Genomic DNA, 19162 nt, shown 5'->3' on the forward strand with positions numbered 1-19162 from the left:
TTATAGGGGAGCCCGGGCGGACGGTACAGGCTTGCGCGCTCTGGTAGACTGCCGGCCTTTCTTGCCCTGCCGAGTGTTGTTCGTGTCGAGTTTTCCTGTCTGTCGGCGTTGCCCACGATGAACCATGCCCCTAACGCCGTCGCCCGCCTGCGCGACCAGCGCATCGATGAAGGTATCAAGCCGATTCAGGCCCGTGGCTGGCGCGCCCCCCGGTGCAGCGCCTGCCGGGTGATCGAGAGCCATTGCCTGTGCGCCTGGCGGCCGAGCGTCGAGACCCGTTCCGGGGTTTGCCTGATCATGACCAACAAGGAAGTGTTCAAGCCAAGCAACACCGGTTGGCTGATAGCTGACGTGGTGCGCGACAATCATGCGTTCATCTGGTCGCGCACTGAAGTCGACGAGCAACTGCTGGCGCTGCTCAATGACCCGCAATGGCAGCCCTACCTGGTATTTCCCGGTGAATATGTCGAGCCATCGCGAGTCACCCACACGGTTGATCTCGATCCTTGCAAGCGTCCGCTGTTCATTTTACTGGACGCGACCTGGACGGAGGCGCGTAAGATTTTCCGTAAAAGCCCGTATTTTGACCGCTTGCCGATCCTGAGCCTGCTGCCCGACAAGCTGTCGCGCTACCGCTTGCGCCGTTCGACCCGCAGCGAGCACCTGTGCACCGCCGAAGTAGCGGCGTTGTGCTTGGAACTGGCAGGGGACAGTGACGCCGCGTCGGCCCTGGATGCCTATTTCGACGTGTTCAGCCAGCACTACCTAGGCGCCAAACGCCAGCAGGAGGTCAATATATCGACCCCGGCCCACGCCGAATTGCAGCCCTTTATCCGTACCGCGCAAGCAGTATTGGCCCAATAGTGGCCCATACTGCACACAGGGCCGGCCGTGCTGCTTGACCACCCCGGCTTCGCTGGGCATGCTTGGCGCCGACCAGGGTGCGGCCGAAGTTTGAAACGCCGTGTTTGGCGTTGAACGTGCCCCTGTGGATATCGCTGCATGGCGGTGTCTTGAGTTGTTTGGCGAGGCGCGAATGTATCGGGCCTGCCATTAAAAACAGGATCATTTTAAAAATGGCCACATACGAAATCCTGATTGCCGATGACCACCCGCTTTTTCGCAGCGCGTTGCATCAGGCAGTGACCCTGGGCCTGGGCCCGGATGTCCGGCTGACGGAGGTGGCCAGTATCGCGGAACTGGAAGCCCGGTTGACTGAAAAGGCCGACTGGGACCTGGTGCTGCTGGACTTGAACATGCCGGGTGCCTATGGCTTTTCAGGATTGGTGCTGTTACGTGGCCAATACCCGCAGATCCCCGTGGTGATGGTGTCGGCCCAGGAAGAGGCCTCGGTGATGGTCAAGGCCCGTGAATTCGGCGCCAGCGGTTTCATCCCTAAATCCAGCTCCCTGGAAAATATCCAGCAGGCTGTGAAAGCCGTGCTCAATGGCGACGTATCCTGGCCACCCCAGGCGTTCGAGGCGGTCAGCGTATCCGCGGAAGCCAAGGCCGCCAGCGAAGGGCTGGCCAGCCTCACACCGCAGCAGTTCCGGGTGTTGACCATGGTCTGCGAAGGCTTGCTGAACAAGCAGATTGCCTATGAGCTGAGTGTGTCGGAGGCCACCATCAAGGCCCACGTGACGGCTATTTTTCGTAAACTGAACGTGCGCACCCGGACCCAGGCGGCTTTGTTGCTGCAACAACTTGAGTCAATTTCACCGCAGCCTTAGTGCGCTTGTTCACGCTTTTTTGACCGGGTTTGAATTAGCGTCTCCACTCCTTTTCGATCAGTTGCCCACTCTATGTCACCTTTTAAAGGCCAAACCGGCCTGAAACGCATCCTCAACGCCTCTGGCTATTCCTTGGACGGGTTGCGTGCAGCCTTTGTCGGCGAAGCGGCGTTCCGCCAGTTGGTCCTGCTCAACGTCGTTCTGATTCCGTTGTCGTTCTTTCTGGATGTCAGCCGTGTCGAGCAGGCGATGCTGATTGCGGTCTGCCTGCTGGCGCTGATCGTGGAGTTGCTCAACTCGGCGGTGGAGGCGGCCATCGACCGAATTTCCCTGGAACTTCATCCGTTGTCCAAAAACGCCAAGGACATGGGCAGCGCTGCCCAGTTGCTCGCCCTGACGATGATTGCGTTGGTGTGGGGCCTTATTCTGCTTTAACGCCTCAGGCAATGGCCGGCAGCACGATTTCGTCGCTGCGCTGGACCCCAGCGGTGAAGGCTCGGCACAGTTCGAGGAATTCGCGCATGGCCGATGTCTGATATTTCTGTTTGTGCCAGATGAAATAAAACTGCCGCGCCAGGTCCATGTCCGGAGTTTCCACCGCGACGAGGCTGCCGCGGCGGAAGGCATCGCGCAGGGCCAGGCGGGAGATGCAGCCAATCCCCAGGCCGGACTCCACGGCGCGCTTGATGGCTTCGGTGTGCTCGAGCTCCAGACGAATGTTCAGCGCGCTGCGATGGTGGCGCATGGCTTGGTCGAAGGTCAGGCGGGTGCCAGAACCTTGCTCACGCAGAATCCACGCTTCATGGGTCAGCTCCTCCATGGTCGCCTGGCCGCGCTTGGCCAACGGATGCTGAGGGGCGCAGAACACCACCAGTTCGTCCTCGACCCAGCTCTGCACCTCGATATCCGGATGGCTGCAGTCGCCTTCTATTAGACCCAGATCAATTTCATAGTGGGCAACCTGGTGCACGATGTTGGCAGTGTTCTGCACGTGCAGCTTCACCTGGCTTTCCGGGTGGCGCTGCATGAAACCGCCGATCAACAGGGTCGCCAGGTAATTGCCGATGGTCAACGTGGCCCCGACGGCCAGTGAGCCGAAACCGGACTTGCCATTGAGCAGGTCTTCGATCTCCTTGGCCTGGTCCAACAGCGCCACGGCCTGGGGCAGCAGCTGTTTGCCCAGGGCATTGAGGCTCAGACGTTTGCCGGCGCGGTCGAACAATTGGCAGCTGGATTGGCGCTCCAGTTCGGTGATGGAGGTGCTGGCGGCCGACTGCGACAGATTGAGCAGGCCCGCAGCACGGGACACACTCTCTTGCTGAGCGACGGCGACGAAGACTTGAAGTTGACGGAGAGTAAATCGCATATCGATATAACCGATAACCCTTATCTTAATAATCCATTTAACAGATATTGTCGCCGCCATTAGAATGCGATGCAATTGCGCAAATTAACGACGCAGGCATCATTCCCCAGGAGTCACCGTACATGAGCAACATGAACCACGAGCGTGTCCTCAGTGTTCATCACTGGAACGACACTCTGTTCAGCTTCAAGTGCACCCGCGATCCGGGCCTGCGCTTCGAGAACGGCCAGTTCGTGATGATCGGCCTGCAACAGCCCAACGGCCGCCCGCTCATGCGCGCTTACTCGATTGCCAGCCCGAACTGGGAAGAGCATCTCGAGTTCTTCAGCATCAAGGTGCCTGATGGCCCGCTGACTTCCCAGTTGCAGCACCTGAAGGAAGGCGACGAGATCATCATCAGCAAGAAGCCTACCGGCACGCTGGTGCTGGACGACCTCAAGCCTGGCAAGCATTTGTACCTGCTCAGCACCGGTACCGGCCTGGCGCCGTTCATGAGCGTCATCCAGGATCCGGAAACCTACGAGCGTTTCGAAAAAGTGATCCTGTGCCACGGCGTGCGTTACGTCAATGAAGTCGCTTACCGCGAATTCATCACCGAGCATCTGCCGCAGAACGAGTTCTTCGGCGAAGCGCTGCGTGACAAGCTGATCTACTACCCGACCGTGACCCGCGAGCCGTTCGAGAACGAAGGTCGCCTGACCGACCTGATGCGCAGCGGCAAACTGTTCCGCGACATCGGTCTGCCGCCGATCAACCCGCAGGACGACCGCGCCATGTTGTGCGGTAGCCCGAGCATGCTCGATGAGACCAGCGAAGTGCTCAACAGCTTCGGCCTGACCGTTTCGCCGCGTATGCGTGAGCCGGGTGATTACCTGATCGAGCGGGCGTTTGTAGAGAAGTAAGCCTGTTTGGATAAGGGGGGAGCGGGCTTGCTCGCGAAGAAGGCGACTCGATCCCTACAGTAACCCCACAAAAAAGCCCGCGCTGCCTTAAGAAGGCTGCGCGGGCTTTTTCGTGTCTGGCGGTTACGATTTCGCCGGAATCACTTCCAGGACCCGGATCAACCTTGGCTGCGGGTAATGCCAGCGCACGTCCAGATCCCAGAACTGCGCGCCATATTCCCGCTCGGCTGTGGGAATCTGGTACGCAGGGCGTGGGTCTTGGGCCAGGCACTGTTCGATCAGCGCCACCAAGGGCTCTTCCAGGCGCGTGGCGTGATCTTGAGCTTGTAGCAGGGCGGTATCCGCCCATTGCACGGGGATCGGCTCAGGCGCTGCACTGGCGATGGTGTTGGACGCCGAGCCGATGATGTCGGCGTAGGGCACGTAGGGCTTGATGTCGAGCACTGGCGTGCCGTCCAGCAAATCAATACCGGAGATCCACAGGCGTCCGGCTTCGACCCGTTCCAGCTTCACCACCGACTGGCCGATGCCGTTGGGACGGTGGGTGGCGCGGGTGGCGAACACCCCCATGGACTTATTGCCGCCCAGGCGCGGTGGCCGCACCTTCAAGCGTGGCTTGTCTTCCAGGGCCTGATGGAACAGGAACAGCAGCCAGACATGACTGACCTGCTCCAGCCCCTGCACCGCATCACCCTGATCGAACGGCGCCACCAGCTCCAGCACACCGCGTGCGGCCGGGGCCAGTTGCGGTTGACGGGGGATGGCGAACTTCTCCTTGAAACAGGAGCGGACGAAGCCGATGGGGGAGACGGTATGGGTCATTGGCTGGGATCAGCCGCGAACGCGCAGCGTCAGGCCCTTGAGGAAGTTGCGCAGCAACTGGTCGCCACACGGGCGGTAGTTGGTGTGGCCGAATTTGCGGAACAGCGCGCTCAGTTCCGGCTTGGACACCGGGAACTCGGCAGCCTTGAGGATGGCGTGCATGTCGTCCTCTTTCAGCTCGAAGGCCACCCGCAGCTTTTTGAGGATGATGTTATTGGTCACCGGCACTTCGATCGGCTGCGGCGGACGGCTTTCGTCCTTGCCGCGCTTGAAGATCACCAGGCCGTCGAGAAAATGCGCCATGACGTCGTCAGGGCAGAACACGAAGCCTTCTTCCTCATCTTTCTTGAGGTAGCCTGTCAGGTCCGCCAGGGAGACTTCCAGGCCGCCCAGCTTGATGATCTCGATGACTTTCTTGTCGCTGATGTCGAGCATGTAGCGCACGCTGCGCAGTACGTCGTTGTGAATCATGTGTGCAATCCTGATCAATCGGCAATGGGCGCCCCGGCTCGGCGGGGCGCCGGAAAATTAGAATTTCTCTTTGGCGGACAGGTAGCGCCACTGGCCCAACGGCACCTTGCCGATGGACACGCCGCCGATGCGGATGCGGCGAATGGCGACCACCTTGAGGCCGACCGCCTGGCAGAACAGGGCGATCACGCCCGGTTGTGGGTTTTTCATGGCAAAGCGCAAGCGGTTCTCGTTTTGCCAACTGGCCTTGACCGCTGGCAGTTCCTTGCCTTTGTAGGTCAGCCCGTGGTTCAGGCGGTTGAGGCCGTGGGCGACCATCTCGCCCTCGACTTCCACCACGTATTCCTGCTCGATCTTGGCGGCATCGGCGGTGAGCTTGCGCAAAATCTTCCAGTCCTGGGTGAACACCAGCAGCCCGCTGGCGTTGGCCTGCAGGTCGGCGCTGGCGGTCAGGCGCAGGAAGTGGCCCTTGAGTGGCCGCTTGCTGAAGCGATGTTCTTCGCTCAGGGTCTGTGGCCCCAGGGAGGCCATCGCAGTGTCCACATCGGTGCCTGCCGGCACGTTCAGCAGGATCGTCACCGGCTCTGGCGCGGTGGCCTTGGCCTCGGGGTCGAGTTCGACTTTCTGGGTGGTGACCTTGAACTGCGGTTCATCGATCACTTCGCCATCCACGGTGACCCAGCCGCCCTCGATGAACAGCTCAGCCTCCCGACGGGAACAGCCGACGAGTTCGATGAGGCGTTTGGAGAGACGAATCGGGTCAGTCATGACAGGGCCGTAACAAAAAGAGGGTGGGCATTGTACCTGCCTGGCGCCGGTTAATCGCGGGTCCATTTGCGCCGTGTGGCTTTTAGCCGCGTTGGGCCTTCAAGTCGGGTTGCTTATAGCGCATGTGCAGCAGTGGGTAAGGCTGGTTCATGCCGTCCCGTGCCGAACGCCCAACCACTTCGAACCCTTGCTTGAGGTAAAAACCCAGGGCTTGCGGGTTCTGTTCGTTGACGTCCAGTTGATCGGCGTTCAGGTGTTCCATGGCGTAGTGCAGCAGTTGTTTGCCCAGGCCCTGGCCACGGTGTTGTGGGTCGATGAACAGCATCTCGATCTTGCCGGCCGCGACACCGGCGAAACCGGTAATCCGCTGGCGAGCGTCTCGTGTGCAGATGAGCATCACCGCATCCAGGTAACGGGTGAGCACCAGGTTTTTCAGCAGTTCGATGTAACTGTCCGGCAGAAAGTCATGGGTGGCCCGCACCGAAGCCTCCCAGACCTGGGTCAGTTCCTGGTAGTCGCTGGTTTTGGGTGTGTGGATGACCGAATGCTGACGCATGCCCGCCTGTTCCTTGTGCTGGATTCCTGGGTTTCTTCATACGATAGCCGTAAAAAAGCCCCGTATCTTGTGAGGATAGCGGGGCTTTTCAAATTTTTCGGCTGTGAAAGAACCTGTGGGAGCCTGTAGAGCGCGGCAGATCAACCGATCTGTTCAGCCCACAAGTCGTACTCGTCGGCGTCGGTCACCTTGCACCAGACCTTGTCGCCCGGCTTGAGGTTACTGCCGTTGTCGATGAACACGTTGCCGTCGATTTCCGGGGCGTCGAAGAAGCAGCGGCCCACGGCGCCTTGCTCGTCCACTTCATCGACCAGCACTTCGATTTCGCGGCCGATGCGCATTTGCAGGCGGGCCGAGCTGATGGCCTGCTGGTGCGCCATGAAGCGGTCCCAACGGTCCTGCTTGACGTCGTCCGGCACCACATCCAAATCCAAGTCGTTGGCCGGTGCGCCTTCGACAGGGGAGTACTGGAAGCAGCCGACGCGATCGAGTTGGGCTTCGGTCAGCCAGTCCAGCAGGTACTGGAAGTCTTCTTCGGTTTCACCCGGGAAGCCGACGATGAAGGTCGAGCGGATGATCAGGTCCGGGCAGATTTCCCGCCAGTTCTTGATGCGAGCCAGGGTCTTGTCTTCGAACGCCGGACGCTTCATGGCCTTGAGGACTTTTGGGCTGGCGTGCTGGAACGGAATGTCCAGGTACGGCAGGATTTTGCCAGCGGCCATCAGCGGGATCAGTTCGTCGACATGCGGGTACGGGTAGACGTAATGCAGGCGGACCCAGACGCCGAGGGTGCTGAGGGCTTCGCACAGTTCGGTCATGCGGGTTTTCACCGGCGCGCCGTTCCAGAAGCCGGTGCGGTATTTCACGTCGACACCGTAGGCGCTGGTGTCCTGGGAGATCACCAGCAGTTCCTTGACGCCGGCCTTGACCAGGCGTTGGGCTTCGTCGAGCACATCGCCCACTGGACGGCTCACCAGTTTGCCGCGCATCGACGGGATGATGCAGAAGCTGCAGCTGTGGTTGCAGCCCTCGGAAATCTTCAGGTACGCGTAGTGGCGCGGGGTCAGCTTGATGCCTTGCGGCGGCACCAGGTCGATCAGCGGGTTGTGGTCCTGGCGTGGAGGTACCACGTCATGCACGGCATTGACCACCTGCTCGTACTGCTGCGGACCGGTCACGGCCAGCACGCTCGGGTGCACGTTGCGGATGTTGCCTTCTTCCACGCCCATGCAACCGGTGACGATGACCTTGCCGTTTTCCTTGATGGCCTCGCCGATCACTTCCAGGGACTCGGCCTTGGCCGAATCGATGAAACCGCAGGTGTTGACCACCACCACATCGGCGTCCTGATACGTGGACACAACGTCATAGCCTTCCATGCGCAGCTGGGTCAGGATGCGCTCGGAGTCGACCAGAGCTTTCGGGCAACCCAGGGATACGAAGCCAACCTTCGGATTGGCTGGCGCGGTAGTGGTGGACATGTCTAACCTCGGTGTAGGGGGGATCGTCTCTTGCCGAGACAGGGCGCCTGACGCGCCTCTGATCAAAAAGTGCGCAATTCTATCCATGGTCGACGCACTTGACCAGCTTTATACCGGGAAATACGACGAGTGCTGCGCTATGCTTCGCGCCTTTGCGGCCACTGAAAATTTACAGTCAAACAATAATCTGTAACAGGAAGTTAGGTGGCGCAGGTGCAAGGTTAAGCGTAGTGCTTCTTTCCAGGAAGCCGGATCAGGTAACGGGAGTGTTGGATGGAGCAGGCAGAGAGTCGGTCGTCGGGTGCCGCGCATGGTGCGGCCAAGCCAATAAGCATGCTGGTGGCGGCGGCCGGGGTGGTTTATGGAGACATTGGCACCAGTCCCTTGTACACCATCAAGGAAGTGTTTTCCGGCCAATATGGCGTGCAAGTCAACCATGACGGCGTGTTCGGAATCCTGGCGCTGATCTTCTGGTCGCTGATCTGGGTGGTCTCGATCAAATACGTGCTGTTCATCCTGCGGGCCGACAACCAGGGCGAGGGCGGCATCATGTCGCTGACGGCGCTGGCCCGGCGGGCGTCAGCCGCCTATCCCAGGTTGCGCACTGTGCTGGTGATTCTCGGGCTGATCGGTGCCTCGCTGTTTTATGGCGACAGCATGATTACCCCGGCAATTTCCGTGTTGTCAGCGGTAGAGGGGTTGGAGGTGGCCTTCGATGGTCTGGAGCACTGGGTCGTGCCCATGTCGCTGGTGATCCTGGTGGGGCTTTTTCTGATTCAGAAGCACGGAACCGACCGGATCGGCAAATTGTTCGGGCCGGTGATGGTGTTGTGGTTCGTGGTTCTTGGGGGCCTGGGCGTCCACGGCATCGTTCAACATCCAGAAGTGCTCAATGCCTTGAATCCGGCCTGGGGCGTGCGCTTTTTTATTGTCCATCCGGGGGTAGGCGTCGCCATTCTGGGCGCTGTGGTATTGGCTTTGACCGGCGCTGAAGCCTTGTATGCGGACATGGGCCACTTCGGTCGTAAACCGATTGCGCGGGCCTGGTTCGCCCTTGTGCTGCCGGGGCTGGTGCTCAATTATTTCGGCCAGGGCGCCTTGCTGTTGGAAAATCCGGAGGCCGCGCGCAATCCGTTCTATCTGTTGGCGCCGGACTGGGCCCTGATACCCCTGGTGGTGCTCTCGACCCTCGCCACCGTGATCGCCTCGCAAGCAGTGATTTCCGGCGCGTTCTCGCTGACACGGCAGGCCATCCAGCTCGGGTACATTCCGCGCATGCATATCCAGCACACCTCCAGCGCCGAGCAGGGCCAGATCTACATTGGTGCGGTGAACTGGGCGTTGATGGTGGGTGTGATCCTGTTGGTGCTCGGCTTCGAGTCGTCCGGTGCCTTGGCGTCGGCCTATGGCGTGGCGGTGACCGGAACCATGTTGATTACCAGCATTCTGGTGTCGGCGGTGGCGTTGCTGCTGTGGAAATGGCCGCCTCTGCTGACGGTGCCGCTGCTGGTAGGTTTCCTATTGGTGGATGGTCTGTTCTTCGCCGCCAACGTCCCGAAAATTGTGCAGGGCGGTGCGTTTCCGGTGTTGGCGGGAATCGTGCTGTTCGTTCTGATGACCACCTGGAAGCGTGGCAAGGAATTGCTGGTGGATCGATTGGACGAAGGCGCGTTGCCGCTGCCGATCTTCATTAGCAGTATTCGCGTGCAACCGCCCCATCGCGTACAGGGCACCGCCGTGTTCCTGACCGCGCGCCCGGACGCCGTGCCCCATGCGCTGTTGCACAACCTGCTGCACAACCAGGTGCTGCACGAGCAGGTGGTGCTGCTGACGGTGGTGTACGAAGACATTCCCCGGGTCCCGCCGCAACGGCGCTTCGAGGTCGATGCCTATGGCGAAGGGTTCTTCCGGGTGATCCTGCATTTCGGCTTTACCGACGAGCCGGACGTCCCGCAGGCGCTCAAGCTTTGCCATCTGGATGACCTGGACTTCAGCCCGATGCGCACCACCTACTTCCTCAGCCGCGAGACCGTCATCGCCTCCAAGCTCGAGGGCATGGCCCGCTGGCGCGAGTTGCTGTTCGCCTTCATGCTGAAAAATGCCAATGGCAACTTGCGCTTCTTCAATCTGCCACTGAACCGGGTGATTGAGTTGGGAACGCAGGTCGAGATGTAAAAACTGGGCAAAAGCCCCCGTTGCCTGGCGGTAGCGGGGGCTTTTTTTGTGGGTGATACATATGCTGATACCAAACCAAAAACTTTATGGGAGCGAGCAAGCCCGCTCCCATAAAGAGGTGTGTGCAAGCCGAGCGGCCACAAAAAAGCCCCGGCAGCCATAAGGCTGCAGGGGCTTCTCGTTAAGCGTGTATCAGATCACTGCTCGGCAACCTTGGTCTGCCGCTTATTGATCTCGTCCACCAGGCGCTTGGCCAGGGCCGGGTAGTTTTCGTCAAAGTGGTGGCCGCCAGGCAGTTTGATGACTTCGCCCACGGCGGTCTTGTCGGTGCAACCGCTTTCGTCGGCCTCTTCGCCACCATAGATGCACACCACTTTCTCGGCAGGCAGCTTGGCCATTTCCGGGCCAGTGGCGGCTTCAGTGCCGGCGTTGCCGAGCCAGCCTTCAACCTCGATCTCGAAGCTGCCAGTGCGGGCAAAGGCCAACAGGATGATCGCATCGACCCGCTGTTGCTCGGTGGCCGGCAAGCGGTTGTAGATCGCCGGCAGCACGTCGGCACCGAAGGAGTAGCCGGTCAGGATAAAGCGCTTGGTGCCCCAGACCTGGCGGTAGTGCTGCATCAGTTCGGTGAGGTCCGCCGCACTCTGCTCCGGGCTCTTGTGCTGCCAGTAGTAACGCAGGGTATCGATGCCGACCACCGGGTAGCCGATCTTGGCCATTTCATCGGCCACGTCACGGTCCAGGTCACGCCAGCCGCCGTCTCCGGAGAGGAACAGGGTCACGGTATCCTTTGTCTGGCTGGCGGGGACTTCTACCACCGGAATGCTCAGGCCGCCCTTGGCCTTGTCGGTGCCCACCAGGATTTTGCGCAGTTCGTTGTTCAGCACTTGCGGCAGGTTGATGTCGTAGTCGCTGATGCTGGTTTCGGCATTTTTCTGATCCCGTACGAAACCGGCGCTGGTGTCGTCAGGGTTATCGTTCCAGGCCACCAGCCAGTGACCGTGGGCCGCGCTTTTAGGTAACAGGTGGGTACAGCCGGGTTTTTCCAGGGCCAGGTCCACCGATACGGCCTTGGCCTTGTCATCCTTCTGCTCGGCCAGCCAACGCCAGGCCAGCACGGCGCCAGGGCCGATGCCGCTGACCAGCGTGGCGGGGCCCTGAAGCTGCCGCAGACCCGTCTGCAAGGCGCGGCCTTGGAGCATGCAGTCCTTGGGCAGGATCACCTGGACGATCTGCGCCGAGCCGCTGCGGCTGAGGGTCGCCAGTTGCGTGTCGCTGAGCTTTTGCTCTTCATTGACCGCCACCAGCACCTGGGCGCGGGGCTTGGTGCCAGGGATGACCCGGGTCATCGCTGTGCCATCCACGGGGGCCAGTTGTTCCAGGGTCGGTTCCGGGGCCGGGCGGTTCCAGTACCAGTAACCGCCACCGAGAATCACCGCCAGCACCAGCAGGGCGGCCATTACGTATCGCCAGGAGCGTTGAATCATCAGCGTTTCACCAATCCAGTCAGGCCGCCTGCAATCAGGGCAGCGGTATCGGCCAGCGCCACCAGCGGATCGAGTCCGGCGGGGACGGCCATGTAACGAGGTTCCCAGTCAGGCTGGAATTTGTCTTTGAAGCGGCGCAGCCCTTGGAAATTGTAGAGCTGCTCGCCACGGCGGAACACCATTGAACCCAGGCGTTGGGTCAGCGGCGCGCCGCGACGCGGTTGCAGGCCCGACAGCGGGACCATGCCGAGGCTGAAGCGGGCGTAGTCATGGTTTTTATAGTGTTGGATGAGGCCGACCATCATGAATTCCATGGTCAGCTTCGGGGCTTCGGGGTGGGCGCGCATCAGATCGAGGCTGGCCAGATCGTGGCTGTGGGTCTCCAGCAGGTTGGCGAATGCAACCGGGCGGCCTTCGAAACGAATCACCGCGATGCGAAAATGCTTGAGGTAGTCGTCGCTGAAGCGGCCCAGGGAGAAACCTTTCTCGCGCACGTTCTTGCCGGTCAGCCAGGCATCGGAAATGACCTTGAGCTCCTCCATCGGCGCCTGGCCCGGCTCGTGGATCTCCAGCGATAGGCCATCACGGGTGCCGCGGTTCCAGGTATAGCGCAAGTCCTTCATCTCTTTGCCCTTGGCTTCGAGATCGAAGCGCTTGAGATCGACCCGTGCTTCCTCGCCCAGCTTGATCGCCGTCAGGCCAATGTCCATGTAGTAGGGCAGGTTCTCGGCACGCACCTGATAGAACACCGGGCGGGCATGGTGGATGTCACACAGGTCGCGGAACTGCCAGATCATTTCGGCTCGTTGCTGGGTCGGCCCGATCGGGTCGTACAGCGCCACCAGGCTGCGGCCACGGCGGGCGTACATCAGGAACGCCTCGTCATTGGGGTGAAACAGCAGTGCCTTGTCACCGGTCAGGGCCAGGCCACCGTCGGGTTGCGAAGACGTCATGAGAATCGTCTTGGCCCGCTCCAGTTCATCAGCCGTCGGTAAATGGATCACCGGACGAGCAGTGCGCAGCAGCCAGGTCAGGGATACCACCACCAGCAGTACCGCGGCGCCCAGCAGCGAGCGCAGGCCGCGAGGAGCGTCGGCATCGAGGGTGAACTGCCACCAGAGTTGATGGCTGTAGGGAACGTCCTGGTAGGCAAACAGCAGCAACCAGGTCGACGCACCGAGCACACAGAGGCTGGCGATCAGGAACAGCGGGGAAAATGGCAGCTCGGTCAGGCGGCTCGGACGATAAAAGGAACGTCGGAACACCGCCAGCAGGGCGGCTGTCAGCGTCAGCAGGGTGGCTTCTTCCCAGTCGAAGCCTTTGAGCAGCGAGAGCAGGGCGCCCACTAGAAGCAACACGGTGGTCAGCATCCAGGCGGCTGACAGGCGACGGCGCAGGCCTTGGGCGAGCAACAGGCAGAGCACGCCCACCAGGCTGGCGCCGAGGTGCGACGCGTCCACCAGCCGATGAGGGATCAGGAAACCGATGTGCTCCAGGCGGGTATCGATTTCCGGTGTCACGCCGGAAAACAGCAGTACCACACCCGAAAGGAACACCAGCACCGCCAGGATCGGCGCTGCGAAACCCGAGGCTGCCCGCAGGGTCTGGCGGGTCTGGAACAGTCGTTGTGCCTCGTTGATCAGCAACAGCACACAGGCCACCAGCATCGGCAGCAGGACGTAGATCAAGCGATACAGCAGCAGGGCGGCGGCCAGTGGCGCGGCCCCCAGCTTGTCGGCAAACGCGGCCAGCAGGATCGCTTCGAATACCCCGACCCCGCCAGGCACATGACTGAGCACCCCGGCGGCCAGCGCCAGCAAGTACACCAGCAGGAACGCGCCGAAGGGCGGTGCTTCAGGCAGCAACAAATACAGCACTGTAGCGGCAGCCGCGACATCCAGCGCGGTGATGACCAATTGCAGGAGCGTCAGGCGTCGGCCCGGCATGCGCAGCGTGCGGCGGCCGGCCTTGACCAGAAGGGCGTCGCGATAGGGCTGCTCTGGCAGGCGTCGACGATAAATGCCGATGGCCAGCACACAGGTGAGCAGCAGCACCGCCACGGAAATCGCCCCCAGCAAGGTGGCCGGCAAGTGCAGTGCGACAGACGCGGCGGGCAAGTTACTGAGCGTTGCCAGGGCGGCCAAGGGTGGCAGCGCGCAGCCCAGGGACAGGCTGGCGAACAAGGTCATGTGGGCGACATCCGATGCCCCCAGGCCGTGGCGGGCATACAGACGGTAGCGCACCGAGCCGCCCGACAGCAGTGACAGGCCGATGGCATTGCCAATGGCAAACGCAGTGAATCCACCCAGGATCATGGTTTGCGGCGGCAGCGTCACGCCAGCATAGCGGCTGGCGGACCACTCATAACCCAGCAGGATGATAAAGCCAGCCACTGTGGCGGCGAACGCACCGAGCAGCGCCGGTCGTGGCACTTCCAGAATCGAGTCGTGCAGGGCGTAGAGATCGAGCTCGCTCAGCAGGTGACGACAGGCAATCAGAGCAATCGCGAACAGCAGCAGCGTGACGGCTAGGCCGATAGGTTGGCGGTATTGACTGATCCGGTCCAGCCAGCGCAAACGCTCGGCCTTGATCGGTTGTATCGCAGAAACTGTATCTTGCGGGTCAGACGAGTGAGCGCGCATCAATCACCTCTTGAGCTATGCGCGACAGGATGGGGGTATCCAGCCAAGTTACCAATCCCTGCGGAGGAAAATAATTACAAAATCTTTGTAATGTAGTCTTTTTCGCCACACACAAAAAAAGGCCACTCTTTCGAGTAGCCTTTCTTGATATTTGGTTGCGGGAGCCGGATTTGAACCGACGACCTTCGGGTTATGAGCCCGACGAGCTACCAGACTGCTCCATCCCGCGTCTGTGTGGCGGCATTCTACAGGCGAACGCTTGAGTGTCAACCGTTAAAAGGTCGTGGGATCAAATAAACGGCCAATCGGTGTAAATGCTCGAAATCAAAAGGAAATTGTCCTACAGCTTTCGCCTTTGTGTGTAGTGATCCCATCCAGCGTGGCAAAACAGGCGCGCACAAAAAAGGCCACTCTTTCGAGTAGCCTTTTTTGATGTTTGGTTGCGGGAGCCGGATTTGAACCGACGACCTTCGGGTTATGAGCCCGACGAGCTACCAGACTGCTCCATCCCGCGTCTGTGTGTCGGCATTCTACAGAGAATCGAACAGCTGTCAACCCAGGTCCCATAAAAACCTGTTCCGCTTCAATCGCTTAGCCTCGCTCAAAGGCATTGTGACAGCGCTGTGACGCAGGCCTGGCAAGGGCTGGCGCTCTATCGGGTGGTTCGTTGCGATTGAGGAAATGAATTTATGTAGGTTCTTTCCGGCCTCGGTGAAGGATCTTTCAAACTACTGGTGCTATATACAGGTACCGATGCGATACTGATAACCCGATTCGTCGCACACTCCGCTTCCTTTATGACGCAACGTAAAATCATCCACGTCGACTGTGACTGTTTCTATGCCGCTATCGAGATGCGCGATGACCCGCGGCTGGCTGGCAAGCCCCTGGCAGTCGGCGGCTCGGCGGATCGGCGGGGAGTGATTGCCACGTGTAACTATGAAGCGCGGGCTTACGGTGTGCGTTCGGCCATGTCATCCGGTCATGCCTTGAAGCTCTGCCCGGACCTGACCATCGTCAAGCCGCGGATGGATGCCTATCGAGAAGCTTCGAAGGAAATTCATACGATTTTCAGCGATTACACCGACCTGATCGAGCCGTTGTCCCTGGACGAGGCTTACCTGGATGTCTCCGCCAGCGCCCATTTTGGTGGCAGCGCCACTCGCATCGCCCAGGACATTCGTCGACGGGTTTCCAATCAGTTGCACATCACTGTCTCCGCTGGCGTCGCGCCGAACAAGTTCCTGGCCAAGATCGCCAGCGATTGGAAAAAGCCCAATGGCCTGTTCGTCATCACCCCGGATCAGGTCGAGGACTTCGTCTCGGCCCTGCCGGTCAGCAAGCTCCACGGCGTGGGCAAGGTCACCGCCGACAAGCTGAACAGGCTCGGTATTGTTGACTGCCAGCAGCTGCGCCAATGGGACAAGCTGGCGCTGGTGCGCGAATTCGGCAGTTTTGGCGAACGGCTCTGGAGCCTGGCCCGCGGTATTGATGAGCGTCTGGTACACAACGACAGTCGACGGCAGTCCATCAGTGTTGAAAACACCTACGACGTCGACCTGCCCGATCTGGTGAGCTGCCTCGAAAAACTTCCGGAACTGATGCAAACCCTCAGCGGGCGCATGGCGCGGATCGACGACAGCTATCGCCCGGGCAAGCCGTTCGTCAAAGTGAAATTCCATGACTTCACCCAGACCACGCTGGAGCAGGCCGGGGCAGGGCGGGACCTGGGCAGCTACCAGCTGTTATTGACCCAGGCGTTCAACCGTGGCGGCAAGCCGGTGCGGTTGTTGGGGATTGGGGTACGGCTGGAAGATTTGCGCGGTGGGTTTGAGCAGTTGGAGTTGTTTGAGCGGTGAGGCTGCCGATGAATGCCCTGCTTGGCGCGGTCCTTGTGGTAAGGGAATTTTGTGGGAGCAAAGCTTGCTCGCGATCGCATCCCTGAGACCGCCATCGCGGGCAAGCCTTGCTCCCACAGATCTCCCACACAATCCCTTGCTACAGGGGCATTTCAGTTCGCGCCCGGGTCCGCCACCAACCGCCCGCCATCCTTGGTCAGTGCTTTCATGAACTCGCTCTGCAACTCCGGATCATTGCGGGTCAGTTCGATCAGGCTCTGTTCCAGTTCGCTGGCCTCTTCTTCAAGTCCCAGCTCCGACAGGCGCTTGACCCGGTGAACCCATTGGCTCACTTCGTCGTCTTCCAGGTCGTCGTAGATCAATGCGTGGGCTTCCACCAGTTTGCTGCGCAAAGTGCTGCTGATGCTCAGGGATGAGTCGGTGTGCACTTCGTCCTGGGCGTCCGTCACGCTGATCTGCAATTTGCCAAATTGGCTGAGGTCCTGCTCGGCGAACGGGCTTTCCAGCAGGTTCAAGCGCAGCACACCGTTGCGATCGGTGCTCAATTCGAAGGTCTGCCGGGCGGCCTTGACCTGCACCGGGCGTTCGCTCCAGGGCAGGCTCGAGTGTTCGGTGCGCTTGTCGCGCTGGACTTCGTCGATGCCTGCCAGGTTCTGCTGGGCCCGGCCATGGGATGGTACGTTCATGAACGGGTTGAGCCCGGCGAAACCGTAGCTGATCCAGTCACGGGTGACGGAGTCCGGCAGGTTGCCCAGGGCAAACACATTGACCACGTTCGCGCCGACGCCGGCCACCACGGCCACCGCTCCCAGGGGGATTTCGTAGACTTCCCGCCAAGGCTGATACGGCGTGTAGCGATCGTAACGGCGCGTGACCTCGAATTCGGTGACTTCGAAGGTCTTCTGCTCATTGATTCGTACACGGCGCTGCGGCAGGTCGAGCGCCTTGGGCTCGCCCACATCAATCTGCAGGCTATGGTCGAGCAGTTTGCGCTCGACCCGCTCTTCGTGCTCGCTGCGTTGCGACAGTTGGTTGGCGCAGCCGCTGACCAGCAGGGCGCCGCACAGGGCGGCGCCACAGAGGCCTAAGGTGTTTCGCTTGAACATGACGTCTCTATCTGGTGTCAGCGGCGGATACGGGCCTGGAGGAAAGACAGCACGTCGGCGACCGGCAGCGCTTGCGGCTCGGCCTCGGTGCGGCTCTTGTATTCCAGGTTGCCTTCGGCCAGGCCGCGGTCACTGACGACGATCCGATGCGGGATGCCGATCAGTTCCATGTCTGCGAACTTGATGCCGGGGCTGGTTTTCTTGTCGCGATCGTCCAGCAGGACTTCGAAACCGGCAGCTGTCAGCTCGGCGTAGAGTTTGTCGGTGGCTTCGCGAACCAGATCGGTCTCATAGCGCAGCGGCACCAGGGCAACCTGGAATGGCGCCAGTGTGTCGCTCCAAATGATGCCTTTCTCGTCGTTGTTCTGCTCGATGGCGGCCGCCACCACGCGGGATACACCAATACCGTAGCAACCCATTTCCAGGGTGACCGGCTTGCCGTTCTCGCCCAGCACTTCGCACTTCATCGCCTTGCTGTACTTGTTACCCAGCTGGAAGATGTGCCCGACTTCGATGCCGCGCTTGATTTCCAGGGTGCCCTTGCCGTCCGGGCTCGGATCGCCGGCCACGACGTTGCGCAGGTCGGCCACGGTTGGCACCGGCAGGTCGCGTTCCCAGTTCACGCCGAAATAGTGCTTGTCATCGATGTTGGCACCGATGGCGAAGTCGCTCATCAACGCCACCGAGCGGTCGATGATGATCGGCAGCGGCAGGTTTAACGGGCCGAGGGAGCCGGCTCCGGCGCCAATGGCGTCGCGCAGTTCGGCGTCGCTGGCCATGACCAGCGGGCTGGCGACGCCAGGTTGGTTGGCGGCCTTGATTTCGTTCAGCTCATGATCGCCACGGATGATCAGGGCTATCAGCTTGCCGGCTTCTTCCGCGCGCACGATCAGGGTCTTGATGGTCCGTTCGATCGGCAGGTTGTGGCCTTCCACCAGCTGGGCGATGGTCTTGGCGTTCGGCGTATCCACCAGGCGCAGTTCTTCGCTCGGTGCCGCGCGGGAAGTTTCCCGTGGCACGGCTTCGGCTTTCTCGATGTTCGCGGCGTAGTCGGAGCCGTTGCTGAAGACGATGTCGTCTTCGCCGGACTCGGCCAGCACGTGGAATTCGTGGGAGCCGGCGCCGCCGATGGAGCCGTTGTCGGCTTCAACCGGACGGAACTTCAGGCCCAGGCGGGTGAAAATGTTGCAGTACGCCTGGTGCATGCGGTCGTAGGTGATCTGTAGCGACGCCTGGTCGGCGTGGAAGGAGTAGGAGTCCTTCATGATGAATTCGCGACCGCGCATCAAGCCGAAGCGTGGACGGATCTCGTCACGGAATTTGGTCTGGATCTGGTACAGGTTGATCGGCAGTTGCTTATAGCTGCTCAACTCGTTGCGCATCAGGTCGGTGATCACTTCTTCGTGAGTCGGCCCGGCACAGAAGTCGCGACCGTGGCGGTCTTTGATGCGCAGCAGCTCGGGGCCGTATTCTTCCCAGCGTCCCGATTCCTGCCACAGTTCGGCCGGCTGGGTGCTCGGCATCAACACTTCCAGAGAGCCTGCGGCGTCCATCTCCTGGCGAACGATGGCTTCGACCTTGCGCATGACTCGCAGGCCCATCGGCAGCCAGGTGTACAGGCCCGACGCGAGTTTGCGGATCATGCCGGCACGCAGCATCAGCTGATGGCTGATCACGACGGCGTCGGAAGGCGTTTCTTTCTGTGTGGCGAGCAAAAATTGACTGGTGCGCATGGTTGGCCGTTGTCGGTTGCTGATGACGAGAAGTGACGGAGCATTGTACGGGCGAGATGCCCTG

16 protein-coding genes and 2 tRNA genes are annotated in these 19162 nt (G+C 60.7%); 6 read left to right on the top strand and 12 right to left on the bottom strand.

Features of this window, described 5'->3' with window-relative positions; translation table 11 throughout:
- The first annotated feature begins 117 nt into the window (after positions 1–117).
- The 3 genes from EPZ47_RS06180 to EPZ47_RS06190 all read left to right on the top strand — a co-directional run bounded on the left by EPZ47_RS06180 (position 118) and on the right by EPZ47_RS06190 (position 2165).
- Positions 118–864: a tRNA-uridine aminocarboxypropyltransferase gene (locus EPZ47_RS06180; RefSeq protein WP_135843981.1), complete on the top strand. Its 747-nt coding sequence runs from the start codon at positions 118–120 to the stop codon at positions 862–864.
- Positions 865–1076: 212 nt separating this feature from the next.
- Positions 1077–1730 carry a response regulator transcription factor ErdR gene (erdR, locus tag EPZ47_RS06185; protein WP_135843982.1) on the top strand — a complete coding sequence of 218 codons (654 nt, stop codon included), beginning with the start codon at positions 1077–1079 and terminating at the stop codon, positions 1728–1730.
- Positions 1731–1802: 72 nt separating this feature from the next.
- Positions 1803–2165, top strand: a complete 363-nt coding sequence (locus EPZ47_RS06190; protein ID WP_135843983.1) for a diacylglycerol kinase — start codon at positions 1803–1805, stop codon at positions 2163–2165.
- 4 nt (positions 2166–2169) lie between these two features.
- Here EPZ47_RS06190 and EPZ47_RS06195 read toward each other — a convergent pair whose 3' ends face one another.
- Positions 2170–3096 (bottom strand): LysR family transcriptional regulator, encoded by a 927-nt coding sequence (locus EPZ47_RS06195; protein WP_053214485.1) that lies wholly within the window; start codon positions 3094–3096, stop codon positions 2170–2172.
- A gap of 122 nt (positions 3097–3218) precedes the next feature.
- On the opposite strand from EPZ47_RS06195, the gene fpr reads away from it, so the two are divergent.
- Positions 3219–3998 (top strand): ferredoxin-NADP reductase, encoded by a 780-nt coding sequence (fpr, locus tag EPZ47_RS06200; RefSeq protein WP_003184787.1) that lies wholly within the window; start codon positions 3219–3221, stop codon positions 3996–3998.
- Positions 3999–4121: 123 nt separating this feature from the next.
- Here fpr and tsaA read toward each other — a convergent pair whose 3' ends face one another.
- The 5 genes from tsaA to rimO form a co-directional block, all read right to left on the bottom strand.
- Positions 4122–4820 carry a tRNA (N6-threonylcarbamoyladenosine(37)-N6)-methyltransferase TrmO gene (tsaA, locus tag EPZ47_RS06205; protein ID WP_135843984.1) on the bottom strand — a complete coding sequence of 233 codons (699 nt, stop codon included), beginning with the start codon at positions 4818–4820 and terminating at the stop codon, positions 4122–4124.
- Positions 4821–4829: 9 nt separating this feature from the next.
- The gene (locus tag EPZ47_RS06210; protein ID WP_135843985.1) at positions 4830–5291 is read right to left on the bottom strand and encodes a YehS family protein; all 462 of its coding nucleotides are present in this window, start codon (positions 5289–5291) and stop codon (positions 4830–4832) included.
- 57 nt (positions 5292–5348) lie between these two features.
- Positions 5349–6059 (bottom strand): rRNA pseudouridine synthase, encoded by a 711-nt coding sequence (locus EPZ47_RS06215; RefSeq protein ID WP_135843986.1) that lies wholly within the window; start codon positions 6057–6059, stop codon positions 5349–5351.
- An 82-nt stretch (positions 6060–6141) separates the two neighbouring features.
- Entirely contained in the window at positions 6142–6615 is a 474-nt protein-coding gene (locus EPZ47_RS06220) for a GNAT family N-acetyltransferase (RefSeq protein WP_135843987.1), read from the bottom strand.
- Between the two features lie 140 nt (positions 6616–6755).
- Positions 6756–8096: a 30S ribosomal protein S12 methylthiotransferase RimO gene (rimO, locus tag EPZ47_RS06225; RefSeq protein ID WP_135843988.1), complete on the bottom strand. Its 1341-nt coding sequence runs from the start codon at positions 8094–8096 to the stop codon at positions 6756–6758.
- A 333-nt stretch (positions 8097–8429) separates the two neighbouring features.
- On the opposite strand from rimO, the gene EPZ47_RS06235 reads away from it, so the two are divergent.
- Positions 8430–10271 carry a potassium transporter Kup gene (locus tag EPZ47_RS06235; RefSeq protein ID WP_406550157.1) on the top strand — a complete coding sequence of 614 codons (1842 nt, stop codon included), beginning with the start codon at positions 8430–8432 and terminating at the stop codon, positions 10269–10271.
- A gap of 197 nt (positions 10272–10468) precedes the next feature.
- Here EPZ47_RS06235 and EPZ47_RS06240 read toward each other — a convergent pair whose 3' ends face one another.
- The 4 genes from EPZ47_RS06240 to EPZ47_RS06255 all read right to left on the bottom strand — a co-directional run bounded on the left by EPZ47_RS06240 (position 10469) and on the right by EPZ47_RS06255 (position 14914).
- The gene (locus EPZ47_RS06240) at positions 10469–11758 is read right to left on the bottom strand and encodes a virulence factor family protein (protein ID WP_135843991.1); all 1290 of its coding nucleotides are present in this window, start codon (positions 11756–11758) and stop codon (positions 10469–10471) included.
- A complete protein-coding gene (gene mprF, locus EPZ47_RS06245) occupies positions 11758–14400 on the bottom strand; it encodes a bifunctional lysylphosphatidylglycerol flippase/synthetase MprF (protein ID WP_135843992.1) in 2643 nt (880 codons plus the stop codon). The genes EPZ47_RS06240 and mprF overlap by 1 nt, the downstream gene beginning before the upstream one ends.
- A 152-nt stretch (positions 14401–14552) precedes the next feature.
- Positions 14553–14629 (bottom strand) — tRNA-Met (locus tag EPZ47_RS06250).
- 208 nt (positions 14630–14837) lie between these two features.
- Positions 14838–14914, bottom strand: a tRNA-Met gene (locus EPZ47_RS06255).
- A gap of 283 nt (positions 14915–15197) precedes the next feature.
- On the opposite strand from EPZ47_RS06255, the gene dinB reads away from it, so the two are divergent.
- The gene (gene dinB / locus EPZ47_RS06260; RefSeq protein WP_135843993.1) at positions 15198–16259 is read left to right on the top strand and encodes a DNA polymerase IV; all 1062 of its coding nucleotides are present in this window, start codon (positions 15198–15200) and stop codon (positions 16257–16259) included.
- 152 nt (positions 16260–16411) lie between these two features.
- Here dinB and EPZ47_RS06265 read toward each other — a convergent pair whose 3' ends face one another.
- Complete coding sequence (locus EPZ47_RS06265; RefSeq protein WP_135843994.1) at positions 16412–17365, bottom strand: hypothetical protein; 954 nt, start codon at positions 17363–17365, stop codon at positions 16412–16414.
- Between the two features lie 17 nt (positions 17366–17382).
- The gene (locus EPZ47_RS06270; protein WP_135843995.1) at positions 17383–19098 is read right to left on the bottom strand and encodes a proline--tRNA ligase; all 1716 of its coding nucleotides are present in this window, start codon (positions 19096–19098) and stop codon (positions 17383–17385) included.
- Between the last annotated feature and the right edge of the window lie 64 nt (positions 19099–19162).

This window comes from Pseudomonas viciae (genome assembly GCF_004786035.1).
Lineage (GTDB): Bacteria > Pseudomonadota > Gammaproteobacteria > Pseudomonadales > Pseudomonadaceae > Aquipseudomonas > Aquipseudomonas viciae.